Annotated in this window: 19 protein-coding genes and 1 tRNA gene; 18 read left to right on the plus strand and 2 right to left on the minus strand. The window is 42.9% G+C overall.

Going from position 1 to position 17,303, the window contains the following annotated elements:
- The first annotated feature begins 31 nt into the window (after positions 1-31).
- Both NSQ29_RS27480 and NSQ29_RS27485 read left to right on the plus strand, forming a co-directional pair.
- A complete protein-coding gene (locus tag NSQ29_RS27480) occupies positions 32-1,192 on the plus strand; it encodes an aminotransferase class V-fold PLP-dependent enzyme (RefSeq protein WP_341126516.1) in 1,161 nt (386 codons plus the stop codon).
- A gap of 20 nt (positions 1,193-1,212) precedes the next feature.
- Positions 1,213-1,713 (plus strand): DUF4446 family protein, encoded by a 501-nt coding sequence (locus NSQ29_RS27485; protein WP_339799579.1) that lies wholly within the window; start codon positions 1,213-1,215, stop codon positions 1,711-1,713.
- Here the strand turns inward: NSQ29_RS27485 and yyaC are convergent.
- The gene (gene yyaC, locus NSQ29_RS27490; protein ID WP_042131724.1) at positions 1,688-2,293 is read right to left on the minus strand and encodes a spore protease YyaC; all 606 of its coding nucleotides are present in this window, start codon (positions 2,291-2,293) and stop codon (positions 1,688-1,690) included. The genes NSQ29_RS27485 and yyaC overlap by 26 nt on opposite strands.
- A gap of 118 nt (positions 2,294-2,411) precedes the next feature.
- On the opposite strand from yyaC, the gene NSQ29_RS27495 reads away from it, so the two are divergent.
- The 4 genes from NSQ29_RS27495 (at position 2,412) to NSQ29_RS27510 (ending at position 4,053) form a co-directional block, all read left to right on the plus strand.
- Positions 2,412-2,663, plus strand: coding sequence for a DUF3343 domain-containing protein (locus tag NSQ29_RS27495; protein WP_042193047.1), 252 nt, complete (start codon positions 2,412-2,414; stop codon positions 2,661-2,663).
- Between the two features lie 15 nt (positions 2,664-2,678).
- Complete coding sequence (locus NSQ29_RS27500) at positions 2,679-3,707, plus strand: mechanosensitive ion channel domain-containing protein (protein WP_339244153.1); 1,029 nt, start codon at positions 2,679-2,681, stop codon at positions 3,705-3,707.
- The gene (locus NSQ29_RS27505; RefSeq protein ID WP_042193044.1) at positions 3,707-3,919 is read left to right on the plus strand and encodes a DUF951 domain-containing protein; all 213 of its coding nucleotides are present in this window, start codon (positions 3,707-3,709) and stop codon (positions 3,917-3,919) included. The genes NSQ29_RS27500 and NSQ29_RS27505 overlap by 1 nt, the downstream gene beginning before the upstream one ends.
- A 43-nt stretch (positions 3,920-3,962) precedes the next feature.
- A tRNA-Ser gene (locus NSQ29_RS27510) sits at positions 3,963-4,053 on the plus strand.
- A 382-nt stretch (positions 4,054-4,435) separates the two neighbouring features.
- On the opposite strand, the gene NSQ29_RS27515 is transcribed toward NSQ29_RS27510, so the two are convergent.
- A complete protein-coding gene (locus NSQ29_RS27515; RefSeq protein WP_042131720.1) occupies positions 4,436-4,633 on the minus strand; it encodes a YjzC family protein in 198 nt (65 codons plus the stop codon).
- A 215-nt stretch (positions 4,634-4,848) separates the two neighbouring features.
- On the opposite strand from NSQ29_RS27515, the gene rpsF reads away from it, so the two are divergent.
- The 12 genes from rpsF to rplI all read left to right on the plus strand — a co-directional run bounded on the left by rpsF (position 4,849) and on the right by rplI (position 17,303).
- Positions 4,849-5,133, plus strand: coding sequence for a 30S ribosomal protein S6 (gene rpsF, locus NSQ29_RS27520; RefSeq protein WP_036677776.1), 285 nt, complete (start codon positions 4,849-4,851; stop codon positions 5,131-5,133).
- 48 nt (positions 5,134-5,181) lie between these two features.
- Complete coding sequence (gene ssb, locus NSQ29_RS27525; RefSeq protein ID WP_036677780.1) at positions 5,182-5,688, plus strand: single-stranded DNA-binding protein; 507 nt, start codon at positions 5,182-5,184, stop codon at positions 5,686-5,688.
- Positions 5,689-5,709: 21 nt separating this feature from the next.
- On the plus strand, positions 5,710-5,982 hold the full coding sequence (gene rpsR, locus NSQ29_RS27530; RefSeq protein ID WP_036651767.1) for a 30S ribosomal protein S18: 273 nt from the start codon (positions 5,710-5,712) through the stop codon (positions 5,980-5,982).
- A 550-nt stretch (positions 5,983-6,532) separates the two neighbouring features.
- A complete protein-coding gene (locus NSQ29_RS27535; protein ID WP_341126517.1) occupies positions 6,533-8,485 on the plus strand; it encodes an endonuclease MutS2 in 1,953 nt (650 codons plus the stop codon).
- Positions 8,486-8,676: 191 nt separating this feature from the next.
- The gene (gene opp4A, locus NSQ29_RS27540; RefSeq protein ID WP_341126518.1) at positions 8,677-10,407 is read left to right on the plus strand and encodes an oligopeptide ABC transporter substrate-binding protein; all 1,731 of its coding nucleotides are present in this window, start codon (positions 8,677-8,679) and stop codon (positions 10,405-10,407) included.
- Positions 10,408-10,481: 74 nt separating this feature from the next.
- Positions 10,482-11,426 carry a D-alanyl-D-alanine carboxypeptidase family protein gene (locus NSQ29_RS27545; protein ID WP_339244147.1) on the plus strand — a complete coding sequence of 315 codons (945 nt, stop codon included), beginning with the start codon at positions 10,482-10,484 and terminating at the stop codon, positions 11,424-11,426.
- A 316-nt stretch (positions 11,427-11,742) separates the two neighbouring features.
- Positions 11,743-12,783 (plus strand): LCP family protein, encoded by a 1,041-nt coding sequence (locus NSQ29_RS27550; RefSeq protein ID WP_179085792.1) that lies wholly within the window; start codon positions 11,743-11,745, stop codon positions 12,781-12,783.
- A gap of 193 nt (positions 12,784-12,976) precedes the next feature.
- Positions 12,977-13,402 (plus strand): CBS domain-containing protein, encoded by a 426-nt coding sequence (locus NSQ29_RS27555; protein ID WP_042193039.1) that lies wholly within the window; start codon positions 12,977-12,979, stop codon positions 13,400-13,402.
- A 213-nt stretch (positions 13,403-13,615) separates the two neighbouring features.
- On the plus strand, positions 13,616-13,918 hold the full coding sequence (locus NSQ29_RS27560; RefSeq protein WP_170880353.1) for a MazG-like family protein: 303 nt from the start codon (positions 13,616-13,618) through the stop codon (positions 13,916-13,918).
- A gap of 6 nt (positions 13,919-13,924) precedes the next feature.
- Entirely contained in the window at positions 13,925-14,842 is a 918-nt protein-coding gene (locus tag NSQ29_RS27565; RefSeq protein WP_149644935.1) for a DUF2232 domain-containing protein, read from the plus strand.
- Positions 14,843-14,853: 11 nt separating this feature from the next.
- A complete protein-coding gene (locus NSQ29_RS27570) occupies positions 14,854-16,860 on the plus strand; it encodes a DHH family phosphoesterase (protein WP_339244144.1) in 2,007 nt (668 codons plus the stop codon).
- Positions 16,857-17,303, plus strand: a complete 447-nt coding sequence (gene rplI, locus NSQ29_RS27575) for a 50S ribosomal protein L9 (protein ID WP_042193036.1) — start codon at positions 16,857-16,859, stop codon at positions 17,301-17,303. The genes NSQ29_RS27570 and rplI overlap by 4 nt, the downstream gene beginning before the upstream one ends.

Genomic DNA, 17,303 nt, shown 5'->3' on the forward strand with positions numbered 1-17,303 from the left:
TAAAAAAGGGTAATAGACGAGGAGCGAGGTTATGGAAGACTTCGTATATCTGGATCATGCAGCTACTTCGTGGCCGAAACCACCAGAGGTTGCATCTGCGATGATGAATGCTCTGCAGTCAGGAGCAAATGCTGGTAGAGGTAATTACTCGCTAGCGATAGGAAGCGGTCGAGTGTTAGTAAGGACGCGGAGTGTGCTGGCGGGATTGTTCGGTGTATCTAATGCGCAAGATATAGCTTTTACCCATAATACTACGATGAGTTTGAATATGGCGATCAGAGGGACGCTTAAAGCGGGAGATCACGTGATTTCAACGATGACAGAACACAATTCTGTGAGACGGCCGCTGGAATACTTGCGTAAGACACTTGGGATAAAAGTTGACTATCTAAAAGTGGATCGTGAAGGGCAATTGGATTTAAAAGAACTCAAAAATGCTTTCCAGCCGAATACCAAAATGGTGATCTGCAATCACAGCTCCAATTTACTAGGAAGTATACTCCCTATCGGTGATATTGGTGATATCGTTAAATCGCATGGTGCTGTGTTTCTATTGGATGCAGCTCAAAGTGCAGGCTCACTTGATATTGATGTTAAAAAAATGAATATAGACTTATTGGCATTTCCGGGGCATAAAGGGCTGCTTGGACCACAAGGAACTGGCGGACTTTATATATCACCTAATTTGGATCTTGAACCCTTAATGCATGGAGGGACAGGTAGTCAATCTGAAAATAGTGAACAGCCCTCTGTTCGTCCAGATCGGTATGAAGCGGGGACGCAAAATACGGTAGGGATTGCCGGTTTACTAGCAGGTGTTCAAAAGGTACAATCTTTAGGGACGAACGTTATCCATGAGAGTGAATGGACATTAACTCAAAAGCTAATGGAAGGGTTGTCCAACATCCCAGGCATTAGAATATTAGGACCCTCTCTAGGGGCTCCGAGAACTGGCATTGTATCTTTTGTGGTAGATGGAGAAGAATCGGCGAATATTGCTCACCGTCTAGATCGTGATTATAAAATAGCGGTCAGAGCGGGTATGCATTGTACCCCTTTGGCACATAAGGCGGTTGACACGCTAGAGAGTGGTGCTGTTCGGGCGAGTGTAGGTGTAGATACGACAGAGCATAATATAAGCAGAATGCTGGCTGCTATGGATGAGTTATATGGCAATGCCCGCAGCAGATGAATAAAAAGGATGGTCCATTCATGTCTGAATTAAATCAATTAATTAGTGAGCAGTTGCAGTGGTTTGTGTTTGGTTTTACAGTAATTATGTTAGTGCTGATAATCACTGTGATCGCCCAGGGGGCTAAGCTGCGTGCTATGCGGCGTAAATATGAGGCCATGATGGCTGGGAGCGGTGTGGAGGATCTGGAAGGCCTTCTAATTGATCTGAAGAACCAAAGCGACATGCTGGAAGAAGAACAACGTGAGCAAAAAAACGTATTAGAAGCAACTCAAACTAGAATGCGTGGCATGAAGTCCAATATTGCGCTGAAGCGTTATAATGCCTTTGGTGAACGTGGCAATGATCTGAGTTTCTCAGTCGCTATACTGGATGACAACAGTAGTGGTATTGTATTAACCAGTCTTCATAATCGTGAGAATTCTTACATTTACTCTAAACCTATGCAGAATGGCGAATCACAATATGTCTTATCACCTGAAGAAAAAGAAGTAGTTACTCTCGCGTTGCAGCGGACCTAGCATGAAGATTCCATTGCTTTAAGGCAGAATATAGACTCGTAGCTATAATATCAGATAATCGCATAACTAAACTTAATCGCGTGTTCTGTAATACAAAATACTCCATAAAGCCGCCGACATTAACGATTCCCGTCAAATGGATATCACCTACCGGCGGCAATTGTTTATTTACGCCAGCACCTGGTCTCAAAGGCCCTTCAACGACTTGGATGCATCCTACACTAGTAGAGTGACCTAAACAAGCATCTATACCGATGATAAAGGGGTTACTATATCTTTCGTTGATTAGGGATAGAGTTTCCTCAAGGTTAACAGCATGGACAGGCTCCTCAAGAGTTCCATATAAATGAAACAGCGGACTATGAAAACGTGACAATGCAGTGCCAACAAGAGGGCCAAGAGAATCTCCTGTGGATCGGTCCGTACCTACACAAATGACGACAATCTGTGTTTCCGGGCGTGTACGTGCAAAGTGAAACAGTAGTCGGTGGGTAATAGCAGAATAGATATCGGGATCGGTATGTGATATTTTTAAACAGGACGTTTCTTGCGCTGATGTAGCTTTCGATGAAAAATTCATACCATCTTCCTTTCTGAAGCTGATTCTATTTGATGGTATCTAGTATATGGATAGAAGAGGGGTTTTATACTACAGCGGCAAGAGATAGGACGATAAACCTACGGGAGGCGTAACGTATATGCAGGAGGAGATGTTGATCGCGTTTGACTCTACCCAGCAGGCGCTTCGTGCTGAAATGCTGCTTGAGTATGCGGAAATTGAAATTGATATATTTCCAACCCCGAAAGAGATCACGGCAGGATGCGCGATATCGATTCAGTTTTATCAAAGTGCACTGGAAGAGGTACAAAGGATAGTAACGGAACAGAATATCGAAATACGCGGTATCTACGGAAAACACAACGAGAACTACATACTGATTGAGAGGTAGGGAGGACTATACAATATGAATAGGTGGATATTAGAGGCTACTACTCCCGGTGATGCTGTAAAAGATGCCTTGCGTTTTAAAGATAAGGTGTGGAATTGGTTTACCGATGCTGATATGTGGGCCAATGTCTTATTCTCAGGACTACGAATTCTTATTATTTTTCTCTTAACTAGGGTTATTATTAAGATTGTTTCTAATATTATTGATCGTTCGCTTGAACGTAAAACGGGTGGCAGAATTCTGTCTAACACACGAAGGTTTACTACGGTAGGGGAATTGATGAAAAATGTAGTAACGGTTATCTGTAATTTTGTGATGATCATGCTCGTTCTTTCAGAGTTCCACTTCGATTTAGCACCCTTGTTGGCCGGAGCAGGTGTACTTGGTCTGGCAGTAGGTTTTGGAGCACAAAGTCTGGTGAAGGATGTTATTACAGGGTTCTTTATTATTTTGGAGGACCAATTTGCGGTTGGTGATGTAATTCAGACAGGTACTTATAAAGGGACTGTAGAATTAATCGGATTGCGAACAACAAGACTGTTAAGTGCAACCGGAGAAGTATTTATTATCCCTAATGGACTAATTACGAATGTGACGAACTATTCTCTTTCCAATGCATTGGCTGTAGTTGATGTTCCTGTTAAAATGGAGCGAAGCTTGGAAGTCACGTTAGGATTAATTGGCGAGGCGCTAAAAGGAATAGAACAGCGTAACTTCAATGTGCTTGCTTACCCTAATGTGCTCGGAATACAGTCCATGAGTACCTCGGAATATGTGATTCGTATAGCTGCCAGCTGTGCTCCTAATGCAAGAGATGCAGCGGAGAGACAAATTCAAAACGACATAAAGCAGGCATTAGAGAAACAGAGCATGCTGGAACTGGCTCAAGCTGAAGAAGAAGCACGTAAGAAGGCAGAGGCAGAGGCGAAGGCTCAAATAGATCTTGCAAAAACAGAACATGCACTAGAAGTTACAGGGTCGGCAAGCACTGGATCAAGACGGCAAATCGCAGCTACACAAGAAGGAGAAGAGGGGGAAGAATAGTGGAACGTAAAGTTTTTCAGCTTGGGGATATAGTGCAAATGAAGAAGCAGCATCCTTGTGGATCTAATGAGATGGAAATCATTCGCATGGGGATGGATATCCGAATTAAATGTACAGGCTGTCAGCATAGTGTTCTGATTCCCCGTGCTAAATTCGAGAAGAATATGAAGAAGGTACTGCGCTCTGCGGAGGAAAATACAGACAATAATTAAGCTTGCAAATGGCATGTCTGCATGATACAATTATTTTTGCTGCGGAGAGGTACCCAAGAGGCCCAAGGGGGCTGACTCGAAATCAGTTAGGCGTGTCAAAGCGTGCGTGGGTTCGAATCCCACCCTCTCCGCCACTTCAGCATATATAACATTTAATGAATCCTTCGTTCCTGTAACGGAGGTTTTTTTGTGTCTATAGTAGCCGATATACAGGATAATATATAACGCAAAAAGAAGGGCCCTTTCGGGTCCTTCTTCAGGAGGCAGTACATCAATGATGTTTGGAATTTCTCTGTTTATAGCGACTAAAGTGATTTAGGCGTTGCTGAGGCTAATGCTTTTTTAAGGCAATAACCCACTACTCTTCCCAGCTTACAATAGATGCTGAATCAGATCTCCTGTGATTGTGTTCGTCTACGACGGCCAACGGAACCACACCTCTCTTTTGTACTGCCTGAGTATAGTATGTGTAATGTCGGGCTTTTTATACACATTTATTTTTAAAATATTTTTGAATTAGTGGACCCGTGCTTTTTCAACCTTTTTCCACTTTCGATTTTTGTTGGTGGTCTCAGGGAAGGTGTCCCCTTTTTCCATTTTAATGTGCTGTGGATTCGAAATCTCAGTGTGGAAGCTTCGGGCTTCGCCTACCTCTGTGTACATGCCTGGATTGGGGGCCTTGTCGCCTTCTTCATATTCCGTTTTCTCACCCATCATTATTCCTCCTTTTTTAGTGTAGATGAATTCGTAATTATTGTGCGCAGGTAGTGATTTTTTCATGTAAAAAGAGGGGGAGGAGTTGTCCTGTATTAATATTGCTTGCACTCTGCTGTTCATTTTGGTATATTAATCAGGTGCGAGTCTATGTTTGTGCTCGTTCCTTGCTCCTGACGTGATTAGGGGCCTCAGACCATAAGGAGGTGAAAATTATGCGCAAATATGAAGTGATGTACATTATTCGTCCTGACATTGAACAAGAAGCCGTTCAAGCAGCAGTCGATAAATTCCAAGGCATCATCTCCAATGGCGGGGAAATTACAAAGCACGAAGTGCAAGGTAAACGCCGTCTTGCGTATGAGATCAAGAAATTCCGTGATGGCGTTTATGTTTTGGTTAACTTCAATGCAGAACCTGCAGTAGTTACTGAATTAGAACGTCTTATGAAGATTTCTGACGAAGTTATTCGTTATCTCATTACGAACGACGTTGCTTAAGATCTTGACAAGCTTTGTAATGAATCGCTCTAAAGGAGGGGACCAGAATTGTTGAACCGTATCATTTTGATCGGACGGTTGACCCGTGACCCGGAACTTCGTTATACTCCCGCTGGTGTTGCCGTAACGCAATTTACGCTAGCCGTAGATCGTAACTTTACGGGCCAGAACGGTGAACGTGAGGCAGACTTCATCCCGGTTGTAACCTGGAGACAGCTAGCAGAAACCTGTGCCAATTACTTGCGCAAAGGTCGTCTGACAGCAGTGGAAGGACGCATCCAAGTGCGGAATTATGAGAATAACGAAGGCAAACGTGTATACGTAACTGAAGTTATTGCTGATAATGTTCGTTTCCTGGAATCTTCACAGAGCCGTGAAGGTGGAAATACTTCAAGTGGTGCAAGTAGTATGCCTGAAGAGCCAGCATATGGTGGCGGTGGTAACGCTGGACGCGGAAATAACAACAATAATTTCTCGCGTAACAACAATACTCAAGATCCTTTTTCGGGCGATGGTAAACCGATTGATATATCGGATGATGATTTGCCATTTTAATTAGGAAGGACTGAAAAGAATATGGCTTTTAAACCAAGAGAAGGCGCTGACAACGACAAAAGACCAGCACGTCGTGGTGGACGCAACAAGCGTAAAAAAGTTTGCTTTTTCACTGTGAACAAGATTACTCACATTGATTATAAAGATACCGAACTTCTTAAGAAGTTCATCAGCGAACGTGGAAAGATTTTGCCACGTCGTGTAACAGGTACAAGTGCAAAATACCAACGCGCTCTTACCATTGCTGTAAAACGCTCGCGTCAAATCGCGTTGCTTCCTTACACAACGGAATAGGACGTTTTATAAAAGCAGTCGGGAAACCGGCTGCTTTTTTTGTATGCAGAAAAGGAAGTATTAATAGTAGGGTAAGCATGAAATCGAATTATTTGGGCGTTGAATCGTTTGACGTTGGCACTTTATTATGTTAAATTACAGCTATCCTATAACTAAAGGGGAAATTTTGATGTCGGTGACCGTTCTTAACTAGCAATTTCATAACACTTGATTAGGAAGGCTTTAGCAGGCTCGTCATGAGGCGATTACGTGCTCTATTTGAGTTCGTATTACGCAGCAGTCTGTTGTTCCTTACGGGTGGATGATTTAGTTAAGAACACACGAAGCGTCAAATGGCCTCTTTACGGCTGTTGTTCTCTTTGTAATTAACCGTGCTCTTATTGCACGGTTTTTTTGTTTTTCGGCACCTGTTCTCATTTCGGGGCCTTAGGACGATAGAGGGCATCAGTATAAAAAGAAGGGCAAGGACTGCCATAGTGGCATTCTTTGCCCTTCTTTGCGTTATGGAGAATTAGGTCCAAACCAATAGAGATTTGAAGGAGGATTTGCTGTGAATTTACAAAGTCTAAACATGCTGGAATACGAAATCATTAAAACAGAGCTTGGGCGCCACGCAGTATCTTATGTAGGAAAAAAAGCTGTAGAAGAGCTTATGCCAATGACCTATTTGCCGACGATTCAAAGAGCAATGGAGGAAACTTCTGAAGCTAAAGAACTGCTGGAACGAGGATCGAGTGTACCCATTCCTTCATTAGAAGGCATTGAGTGGATCATGTCATTAATGGGGACTGGATATTTGTACAGTGAGCAAGATTTCACTGCGGTTGCTACATTTCTTAAGAGCTGTAGTCAACTGCGCAAATATATGGCCTCTAAAGAACAGAGCGCTCCGCGGATTGCTGCATATGCATCCTCGTTGATGGAGTTAAATCACGTGAGGGAGGCTATTGATCGTTGTATCCGTTTTGGTGCGATTGATGATGGAGCAAGCAAGGGGTTAGAGCGAGTTCGAAAACGGATTGTAGTGGCTAAAGAACGTCTTCATAAAAAAATCGACGGAATTATGTCACGCCATCAATCGATTTTGCAGGAGAATATTTATAGTCAGCGAGGTGGCCGTTACGTTATCCCCGTAAAACGGGAATATCATAAACAAATAAAAGGATCGGTGCTTGATCAATCCACAAGTGGACAGACGGTGTTTATTGAACCAGACGAGATCGCTGCTCTCCAAATTGAACTTGATTTACTTTTGGGTGAAGAGGCGCGAGAAGAAGCCGTAATCCTCAGCATGCTGACTAGCTTGGTAGAACAGGAACAGGCTGCCCTGCACCTTAATATTGAGGCTACGGGCACGTATGATTTTATTTTTGCTAAAGCTAAATATGCACGAACGCTGGGGGCATCTTCTGTTACGCTGAATGCGAAAGGCTTTCTAAAGATGAATGGAGGCAGGCATCCCATGCTGAAGGGGATGATTCCGATCAATCTGGAGGTTGGTAAGGGGTATAAATCCCTCATCATTACAGGCCCAAATACAGGTGGTAAAACTGTGGTCCTTAAGACACTAGGGCTGCTGACGATCATGGCTCAATCGGGGCTGTTGATTCCGGTCGAGGAGGGTAGCGAATTCACTATTTTTACGGATGTAATCAGTGTAATTGGCGACGGACAAAGTCTGGCACAATCACTCAGCACATTCTCGGCGCAAATGAAGAGTATTGAGGGAATGCTGAGAGATGCATCTAAGGGGGTGCTGCTGCTCATTGACGAGCTGGCGGCTGGTACGGATCCCGGGGAGGGCATTGCGCTCTCTATCGCGATTCTGGAAGAGCTGAGCCGTAAAGGGGCGAATATTATTGTTACTACACATTTTAATGAGCTAAAAGCCTTTGCAGCCGCAACGACGGGCTTTCAAAATGCGCGAATGGAATTTGATAAAGAAACGCTACAGCCTTTGTATCGATTGACGATTGGAGAAGCGGGGGAAAGTTACGCTCTGCAGATCGCTAAAAAGCTGGGGATACAGGATAACGTTATTAAGAGATCATGGGAAATCGTAGAGGCGCAGCAACAAAGGCTACAGAAAGGCAGCGGAGAGGCATGGGGAAATCTTTTCAGCAAAGATGGAGAACAGGAATATGATGCACTTCCAGTAGAGGAACATGGCAATGCAGAAGAAGAGGCTACTCCATCTGACCGCAGCAAGGAGAAGCTGATTCAATTTGAAATTGGAGATGCAGTCGTGGTAACGTCACTCGGCCGGACAGGGATCGTATATGAGAAGAGAGATCATTTAGGAATGGTTGGGGTGATGATCCAGAAACAAAAAATGAAAATTAACCATAAGCGGTTGAAGCCCTATCTTTCAAAAGAAGAGCTATACCCGGAGGAATATGACTTTGATATTATTTTTGAGAGTAAGGATACACGTAAAAAGCGCAAGCTGATGCAGCGTAAACATGTTGAGGGTTTAACGATTACGCACAGAGATGAAGAATAGATTCAATGAAGATCTGTCCACGAGACAGGTCTTTTTTTATAGATATAACGAAATAAGTGAATTTCAAGCAGGAGTAAAGGCCTAGGGCTTAGAAGTTATTGTAACCACCATAAAACTTTGTTACAGTAAAAATATTTATGTTCCATAACTTAAATGTAGATATACGTTCAACTAGAGAAGGGAAGAAACACATGAATAATAAGAAAATATGCAGGTTGTTGTTAACGCTGCTCGTGATGGCAACTCTATTGTCAGCATGTAGTAGAACAACTTCTAGCAGTAATCCATTATCTTCGCGCCATAATATAGTAGACGATAAGCCACAAGCTGGTGGAGTAGTTACCTACGGATTCTCCTCACCATTTACGGGTTTGTTTGAGCCTGCTTTTTATGAAGGTGAAGATGATTTTCATGTGCTGGAATTTATTACTGAGCCGATGTTTCAGGTAAATGATGAACTAGTGACGGTTCCTAATATCGCCTCTTGGCAGGAATCTGATGATCATAAAGTATTTACCTTTAAAATTAAACCGGGAATCCGTTGGCATAACGGTGATGAATTAACGGTAGAGGATTGGAAATTCGCAATTGAAACTATTGCTAGTCCAGATTATACGGGCTCGCATTATTATAGTGTTGAAATGATTCAGGGTGCAGAGGCCTATCATGAGGGAGAAGCGAAGGGCATATCCGGATTGAAGGTTATAGATCCTTATACTTTGAAAATAACTGTAACTGCTGCACGGGTAAACACCATCGATAGTCTGTGGCCCTATCCGATGAATAAAAAATACTATACTGGAATTGCTGTTAAAGATATGCCTGAAAGTGACCAGATGCGAAAATCTCCTATAGGTATTGGCCCTTTTGAGGTTGAACATATTCAGCCTGGCCAGAGGGTAGAAATGAAACGTTTTGATCAATATTACAAGGGCAAAGCGCTATTGGATGGGATAGTGTATAAGGCATTTGACGATAAGGAAGTGGCTGAACGCTTTCAATCAGGAGAGATTGACATAGAGTCAGCCCCTCGGGATGCTTATGATGATCTAAAAGAACTGGATAACATTAACATCCTGCAAACTGCTGAGCTAGGCTATGAATATATAGGTTTTAAATTCGGGCATTGGGATACGGAAACCGAGACCATCGTAATGGATAACCCTAAATTTGAAGACAAAAGATTACGGCAAGCTATGTATTATGCTTTAGATCGTGAAGGGATCATCAAAGCATATTCCCACGGTCTAGCTGAGGCTGTAGAGACTCCAATACCTAGCACTAGCTGGGCGAAGATCCCTGATACTGAGATTAATGCTTATCTATATAATCCTACAAAGGCCAAGGAACTGCTGGATGCTGCTGGGTTCTTGGATCTAGACGGTGATGGATTACGGGAAGACCCAAAGGGCCAGAAGCTGATGATCCATTTTGATTCTATGCTAGGCAGTCAAACAGCAGAGCTACGTACTAATGCCATTTTAAGAAATTGGCGTGATGTTGGACTCGATGTACAGCTAAACGGTGGAGCATTAAAGGAATTTCATGCTTTCTACGACGCAGTGGAAGCCGATGATCCGTCTATCGAACTATTTTACGGAGTATGGGGGCTAGCCAGTGATCCCGATCCAACAGGTCTATGGAGAGAAAATGATCTATGGAACTATCCCCGTTGGTCTTCCGAGCGGAATGAAGAGCTGATTCGTGAAGGCGTAAGTATGAAGGCATACGATATGGATTATCGTAAAGAAATATACTATGAGTGGCAGAAGCTGGTTAATGAAGAGGTGCCTATGATCTTTTTTGCCGAACGAAAAGCGATAGTTCCAGTAAATAAGCGCCTACAGGGCGTTCGCGTGAATTCAATGAGTACGATTATTGACCCTTATAAATGGTGGATTAAGGAAGAGGACGAAAAATAAAATAATAATTTTTTGTGAAAAGTGAAATCAAATTGTAGTTTCATTCGTCATATATAGTATGGAGGATGACGACGATGAAGAGACGGATAGTAGTGGGGGCAATCGCAGCTGTATTAGTCGTTGTCTTAATTGCGGTATGGAGGCCAACTGGGCTTGGTTTTAAACCGAATATTGACGCGGAATCAGCAGTGCTTCTAGATATGGATACCGGAGATATTTGGGTGGATATTAATGGTGATGTACCCATGCCACCGGCCAGTGTATCTAAATTAATGACAGAAATGATTGTGCTGGATCAAATCTCCTCTGGAATGATTAGATGGGAGGATAGAGTCCCAATTAGTGCCTATGCAAGTAAAATGGGCGGCACAAGTCTCTCATTGAAGCGGGGAGAATTCTATACTATAAGAGAATTATTCGAAGGAGTCACTATTTATTCTGCCAACGATGCTACTGTTGCATTGGCTGAGTATATGGCTGGTTCAGAAGCCTCTTTTGTGCTCATGATGAACGACAAGGCACATAGTCTAGGCTTATCTTCTCGTACAATATTTACTAATGCAACGGGCCTATCAGGTAAGGATCTTGGTTTCACTGATCCGAATATGCATATCAGCGGTGAGACTATGATGACAGCTCGTGATACCGCTAAATTGGCTGCCGCACTAATCTATCATCATCCGGATATTCTCAATATTTCCAGCCGTACACAAATGCATTTGAAGAATAAGGGGCTATATGTAAGTAATAGCAATTTCATGTTGCCAGCTATGGGTGGCATTTACGCTTATGAGGGTACAGATGGTTTAAAGACTGGACATAATAACCGGGCAGGATACTGTATTGCAGGCTCGGCTCAGCGGGATGGGCATAGGCTTATTGCAGTCGTTATGGGGGCAAAGACTTATGAGAGCCGATTTGAAGGGGCAGCAAAATTATTTGATTACGGATTTTTCCGTGGTTTACAATCCGGAGATCGGGTTAAACATATGATGAATCCGCTCAGAATTAGGAACTAAAGTCGGAGCGCCATACCAGTATTTATTACTTGGTTTGGTGCTTTTTCCCTATTCATGTCGTTATTTGTGGTTTCTTTTTATCCATTTAGTGATTACAATAGAAATATTGTTTTAGTCCACATTATTTTAGAACCGCAAAAAACTTTTTTTTCTATAATTTTGAATGACCTGAATTTCTTGAAAGGGGGGACAATAAGATAATGGAATAAGGGTCAGTTGATCGCCGTGAGAAATAAAGTCATGACTGCCTGATAAAGATTCAGGAAGCATTATATATATGGCAAGCAATTATTCTACAATAAAGAAGGAATCAAAAATGAAGGAATCAAAGATGAAAAAAATAAAGAAAAGATATATCGCCCTCATTGTTCTTGTTGTTATTATAGCGGGAGGCTTTCTGTTTCGTAATTCCCTGGCAGTATTAGCCTTCGACCTCTTTTTGTCTGATCGGGTTGAAACTAAGCTAAAGGAAGAATCTTACCAGCCGCTTAAGGATGATAATAAGGTTAAGCCAGAACCGGTTGTGTACAAGAGCGATCCGTTCTCAATTATGTTGCTAGGTACTGATCAACGTGATAATGAAACGGCACGTTCAGATACCATGATGTACGCTGTTGTTCGGCCTGAGGACTATAAGATCCTGCTCATTTCTATTCCGCGTGATACGTATACGGAAATTATAGGTCATAAGGATAATAAAAAGGATAAGATTACACATGCCTATGCTTTTGGGGGGCAACAGATGGCCAAGGATTCTCTAGAAGCTCTGCTTGGTCATGATATTCAATATTATGCGACAATAAATTTCCAAGGACTCAAGGATGCTGTAGATGCTATTGGAGGCGTTCCGCTGCCGATTAAGAAAGACATTGTGAACAAGGGTAAGGATCATGAAAAGTTTACAATTGAAGCTGGAAAGTCGCTTTATAACGGACAAGAAGCATTGAACTATACGCGTTATCGTGAAGATAGTGACTTTAACCGTACCAAACGCCAACAGGTTTTTATTGATGTTGTAGCGAATAAAATGTTATCGATCAGTCAAATTGGCAACATTCCGAAGTTGCTGGATATTATGGGAGATAATTTTAAAACCGATATAGAGCCTTCGATGATCATTAGTCTAGCCAAAAAATTCATGGGCGGAAAAGGCATGGATATCTCAAGCTTCACAGTTATGGGTGAAGGTAAACGTATGGATGGTGTTTACTATGATATCGTTGATGAAGAGGATTTGAGTGAAGCTAAGGCGATGATCGACAACTGGATGAGTGCAGCAACACCTGTAGATCAACTAATTGAGCCGGGAAAAGCAAGTAATGCACTGGAGCCTAAATCAACAGCAGTTACGCAATAATTCTAAAGTGGAGTTCAAACTCATATAATTAATTGCAGCAGCCATTCACATTCTTATGGCTGCTGCTTACTGTCTTCATGCTATAATGTATTGGAACGATTATTAAGCTGCCACGTATTAATAATTTTGCATGGTAGTAAAAGGAAGTTAAAGAACCGTAATTCCTTCGGAACTCTTTGAGGAGGATCAAGAGATGAATATTGCATTTTTTTTACTTCCGAAACAGGAAGTCGCTTGCGTAACGATCGATTCAACGCTACGCCAAACGTTGGAGAGGATGGAGTATCACCGTTATACTGCTGTCCCTATTCTGAACCGAAATGGAGAATACGCTGGTACGGTTACAGAGGGTGATCTGCTCTGGTATATGAAGGAATCCGAGGGCAAGGTTACTTTCGAGAACGCTTCAAAATTCTTGCTTAAAGATTTGCCGTTGAGGATGAATAACAGACCTGTCTCGATTGATGCGGATATGGAAGATCTGATTAATTTGGCTAAGGTACAGAACTTTGTTCCTGTAGTCGATGATATGAACCGGTTTATTGGCATCGTTCGCCGGAGTCAAGTCATAGAATATTGTGAGAAATTTGTATCAAAACAATCTCAAGAGTCATTATAGCCCAATTTATTCGCGGTAATAGAAGCAATCGGAACAAGGCCTGTATTTCCGGCGATAACGGAAAGCAGGTCTTTTTTAAAAATGTAAGAAGTACTAGTTCATCCCTTGTTGAAGCATACTTAAGGTGTGCGGGGCGCCCTTGTGTGACACGGAATTTTTTATGCTATAATGGAGAATAAAGCTTTTTGCCGGAGGTAGAGAGACGTGTCCAATGTGCCGAAGGATCTGGATGTCGCTAAACGCGCCAAGGTAATTGAATGGTTAAAAACAGAAGTGATTGACCAAGTTTCACGGTTATTTAAAGCGTTATGGGAAGGCAGTACTACCCGTGTGGGCGACAGCCTGGCTAGTTTGATTATGAGCTCTTATATTTTGGGCCGCAGACTAGGGATTCCCTATCGTCAATTAGATGACTTGCTACTCGAGAAGCTCAGAAAGCATAAGCAGGAAGGGCATCAACTGGAAGAATGGTATCAAGATATATCTGCTTTAGAAGAACATATGCGTAAGAGGTGAATACTGTTGAAATTTCGCTGGTCATCTGTGGCTTGGAGCGTAGTATATTTACTTTTGCTGCTTAGTTTAACGACTCCACTGCTCATCATCACTACCCTATTTATGATTGTTCCGGCAGTAGTGTTATTCACTACGCTGAACACCAAACAATTCGTTCTACACGTATTGCCGGTGTTGCTGATTGTTGGACTGATTACACCTATTTATGTGCTGATCGCGGCGTATTTCTTAATACCTGCTCTGGTTATGGGACGTTGGTATAAAAGACATGCTTCAGCAGTATCTACCGTGATTGCAGGTACGGTTACGATTCTTGGAGAATTCCTGTTACTCTTATTACTCGGTACGGCGTTATTTAACTTTGATTTGTCTAGCTATGTGAACGATGTGCTGCAGATGGTTAACTCTCCTCTGTCTGATCTTGGTACTGCTAACCCACTGTTTACTGATCTTGGATTTACGACTGAGGATGTAAACAAGCTAAGTCATATGACGGTTCAAATGATCCCAATGACTCTAATCGTAAGCTCTTTTATGATAGCTGTCATTACGCATTCTATTGTTCGTCCGATTCTGAACAGTATGAATTATGCAGTGCCTAAGATGAAGCCTGCTCGTGAATGGAGACTTTCGAGATCGTTTATTTGGTATTATTTGATTGGTGTGGTTCTTCAGCTCTTCTTCTCAGGATCAGAGAATAATTACATCCTCATGATTTCTGCCAATCTACTGCCGTTGTTACGAATTGGCTTTATGATTCAGGCGATTGGATTTTTCTTCTTCCTGGCGCATGAACGCAAATGGAACAAGATGGTTGCCATTCTGCTAGCAATACCGGTCATTTTGCTGCCGCCGCTACGCATTATCGGTATTATTGATCTTGCTTTCCCACTGCGGGAGTATGTGACGAAATCGAAACGATAGGGTGAGAGTTCATGCCTAAATTTCTGCAAAGACGCTGGCACGGCTATCATACCGTATGGGCGTTCATGCTGCTGTTGGCCCTTATTATAATTGTTAGTATTTATAACTGGGCTCTTGGGGTCGTTAGCCTGTTTCTGGCAGGTACATTATGCTTCTATATGCTGAAGACGGAAATTTCGTTCCGCCGTAATCTGGTGGAATATATTAATGGATTAACTTTTCGTATTAAGCGAGTGGAGGGAGAAGCAGTGAGTATGCTGCCCCTCGGAATCATTCTGTTTAGCGAAGATCGAACAGTAGAATGGAATAACCGCTATGCTGGTGATATTTTTGCGCGCAAGTCTTTAGTTGGGGAACCGCTACTGGAATTACTGCCGGATATGCAGTCTTTTTTTACGACGAATGTCTCGGGAAAAAGGGATGTTCACAAAGATGGCGTATTGCATGACACTCGCCTTGAGCTCACTGTGGATGAACGATTTTATCAAGCTGTCATTATTCCAAGTGAACGTATTCTTTACATGTATGATATCACTGAGCTTGTGGTGCTACGTGAACGTTATGAGGATGAGAAGCTGGCGATTGGCATAGTGATGATGGATAATCTAGATGAATCTGCTCAAGGAATGGATGATCAACAGCGTACTTCTCTGATCGCTAAGGTAGCGAGTGAGATCACCGAATGGAGTAAACAGTTTGATGTTTATCTGCGTCGTCTGTCGTCTGAGCGTTATCTAATGCTACTTAATCATCGTAGTCTGCAAGCACTGGAAGAAAGTCGATTCGTTATTCTCGATGAGATTAGGGAAATGACGGCCGACCTTAAAGTGCCCATGACACTAAGTATTGGTATGGCATTTGGAGCGGACTCTGCAAGCGAACTAGGTGCCTTAGCACAATCCAGTTTGGATATGGCGCTCGGCCGAGGTGGAGATCAGGCTGCTGTAAAAGCAGGCCAGAGGTTGTCTTTCTACGGTGGAAAGAGTAATGCTGCGGAGAAGCGTACACGAGTGCGGGCAAGAGTCATTGCGCATGCGCTGCGTGATTTAATGCAGGAGAGCGACCGTGTGCTGATCCTCGGCCACCGGACACCAGATATCGATGCTGTTGGTGCTGCGATTGGCCTTCTGAGAGCCGCACAGATGTATAATGTAGAGGCTAGCATTGTGATGGAAACTCCTAATCCTTCCATAACGAACATGATGGAGCAGATTCGGAAAGATGATGAATTGTTTAAGTCGTTCATCACAACGGAGCAGTCTTTACAAGTAATGACGGAGCATACACTGCTTATTGTTGTAGATACCCATAAGGCGTCTATGACAATGGAACCGCGGCTTGTGCAATATGCGAGTAGAATTGTGGTGGTGGATCATCACCGTAGAGGTGAAGAGTTCATCAACGATGCTGTACTTGTCTATTTAGAGCCTTATGCTTCATCGACCTGTGAGCTGGTGACAGAGTTGCTTCAATATATCCATGAGAAGGTAAAGATTAGTCCATTGGATGCTACAATGCTTTTAGCGGGAATTACTGTAGATACGAAGCACTTTGCACTGCATACAGGCTCACGTACATTTGAAGCTGCAGGGTTTCTGCGCCGAAATGGTGCGGATACCGTTCTTATTCAGCGTATGCTGAAAGAGGATTTACAGGAGTATATTTCAAAAGCCGAAATTATCAAACATGCGCGTATGATTTATGATCAAATCGCATTGGTCGTTACGGCACCAGGTATGAAGATTCCACAGCTACTTATCGCTCAGACTGCGGATACATTACTTGGGATGACGAACGTAGTCGCTTCATTTGTCATTAGTGAGCGACCAGACGGCCTGATAAGCATTAGTGCTCGATCACTTGGGCGTATGAATGTACAGGTCGTGATGGAAAAAATGGGTGGTGGTGGGCATCTATCGAACGCCGCGGTACAGCTAGAAGGAACATGTAAAGAAGCAGAAGCCAGACTGCTGCAAGTGCTGGCTGAAATCGAATCGAAAGAGGGTTTATTCGAATGAAGGTCATTTTCATAAAAGATGTTAAGGGTCAAGGTAAAAAAGGTCAGGTTAAAGAGGTATCCGAAGGTTATGCTTCGAACTTCCTGTTACCACGTGGATTAGTTCGTCCGGCAACGGAAGGCAATGTGAAGACGCTTGAGAATCAAGCAGCTGCTGAACAACGCCGTAAAGATAACGAAAAAGAAGAAGCTCAGCAACTGGGCAAGAAGATAGATGAGCTTACCCTGACTATGAAAGCAAAAGCAGGTGAAGGCGGCCGTCTATTCGGCGCAATCACGAGCAAACAAATTGCTGAAACGCTAGCTTCCACTCAAAGCATTTCCATCGATAAGCGCAAGATTGAGCTAGGAGAGCCGATTCGTCATTTGGGAGTGTTTCAAGTAAGTATAAAACTACACACTGAAGTAAAGGCTACCCTTAAGGTTCAGGTAACGGAGGAGTAA

Origin of the sequence: Paenibacillus sp. FSL F4-0236 (assembly GCF_038000135.1) — a bacterium.
Taxonomy (GTDB): domain Bacteria; phylum Bacillota; class Bacilli; order Paenibacillales; family Paenibacillaceae; genus Paenibacillus_AQ.

Excerpts from the sequence above, each read along its gene's own strand:
- NSQ29_RS27495 (WP_042193047.1), top strand. The coding sequence starts at position 2,412 with ATGCAGGAGGAGATGTTGATCGCGTTTGACTCTACCCAGCAGGCGCTT.
- NSQ29_RS27545 (WP_339244147.1), top strand. The coding sequence starts at position 10,482 with ATGAAGAGACGGATAGTAGTGGGGGCAATCGCAGCTGTATTAGTCGTT.
- NSQ29_RS27555 (WP_042193039.1), top strand. The coding sequence starts at position 12,977 with ATGAATATTGCATTTTTTTTACTTCCGAAACAGGAAGTCGCTTGCGTA.
- yyaC (WP_042131724.1), bottom strand. The coding sequence starts at position 2,293 with ATGAATTTTTCATCGAAAGCTACATCAGCGCAAGAAACGTCCTGTTTA.
- rplI (WP_042193036.1), top strand. The coding sequence starts at position 16,857 with ATGAAGGTCATTTTCATAAAAGATGTTAAGGGTCAAGGTAAAAAAGGT.
- NSQ29_RS27480 (WP_341126516.1), top strand. The coding sequence starts at position 32 with ATGGAAGACTTCGTATATCTGGATCATGCAGCTACTTCGTGGCCGAAA.
- rpsF (WP_036677776.1), top strand. The coding sequence starts at position 4,849 with ATGCGCAAATATGAAGTGATGTACATTATTCGTCCTGACATTGAACAA.
- NSQ29_RS27515 (WP_042131720.1), bottom strand. The coding sequence starts at position 4,633 with ATGGGTGAGAAAACGGAATATGAAGAAGGCGACAAGGCCCCCAATCCA.
- NSQ29_RS27500 (WP_339244153.1), top strand. The coding sequence starts at position 2,679 with ATGAATAGGTGGATATTAGAGGCTACTACTCCCGGTGATGCTGTAAAA.
- NSQ29_RS27570 (WP_339244144.1), top strand. The coding sequence starts at position 14,854 with ATGCCTAAATTTCTGCAAAGACGCTGGCACGGCTATCATACCGTATGG.
- opp4A (WP_341126518.1), top strand. The coding sequence starts at position 8,677 with ATGAATAATAAGAAAATATGCAGGTTGTTGTTAACGCTGCTCGTGATG.
- rpsR (WP_036651767.1), top strand. The coding sequence starts at position 5,710 with ATGGCTTTTAAACCAAGAGAAGGCGCTGACAACGACAAAAGACCAGCA.
- NSQ29_RS27485 (WP_339799579.1), top strand. The coding sequence starts at position 1,213 with ATGTCTGAATTAAATCAATTAATTAGTGAGCAGTTGCAGTGGTTTGTG.
- NSQ29_RS27550 (WP_179085792.1), top strand. The coding sequence starts at position 11,743 with ATGAAGGAATCAAAGATGAAAAAAATAAAGAAAAGATATATCGCCCTC.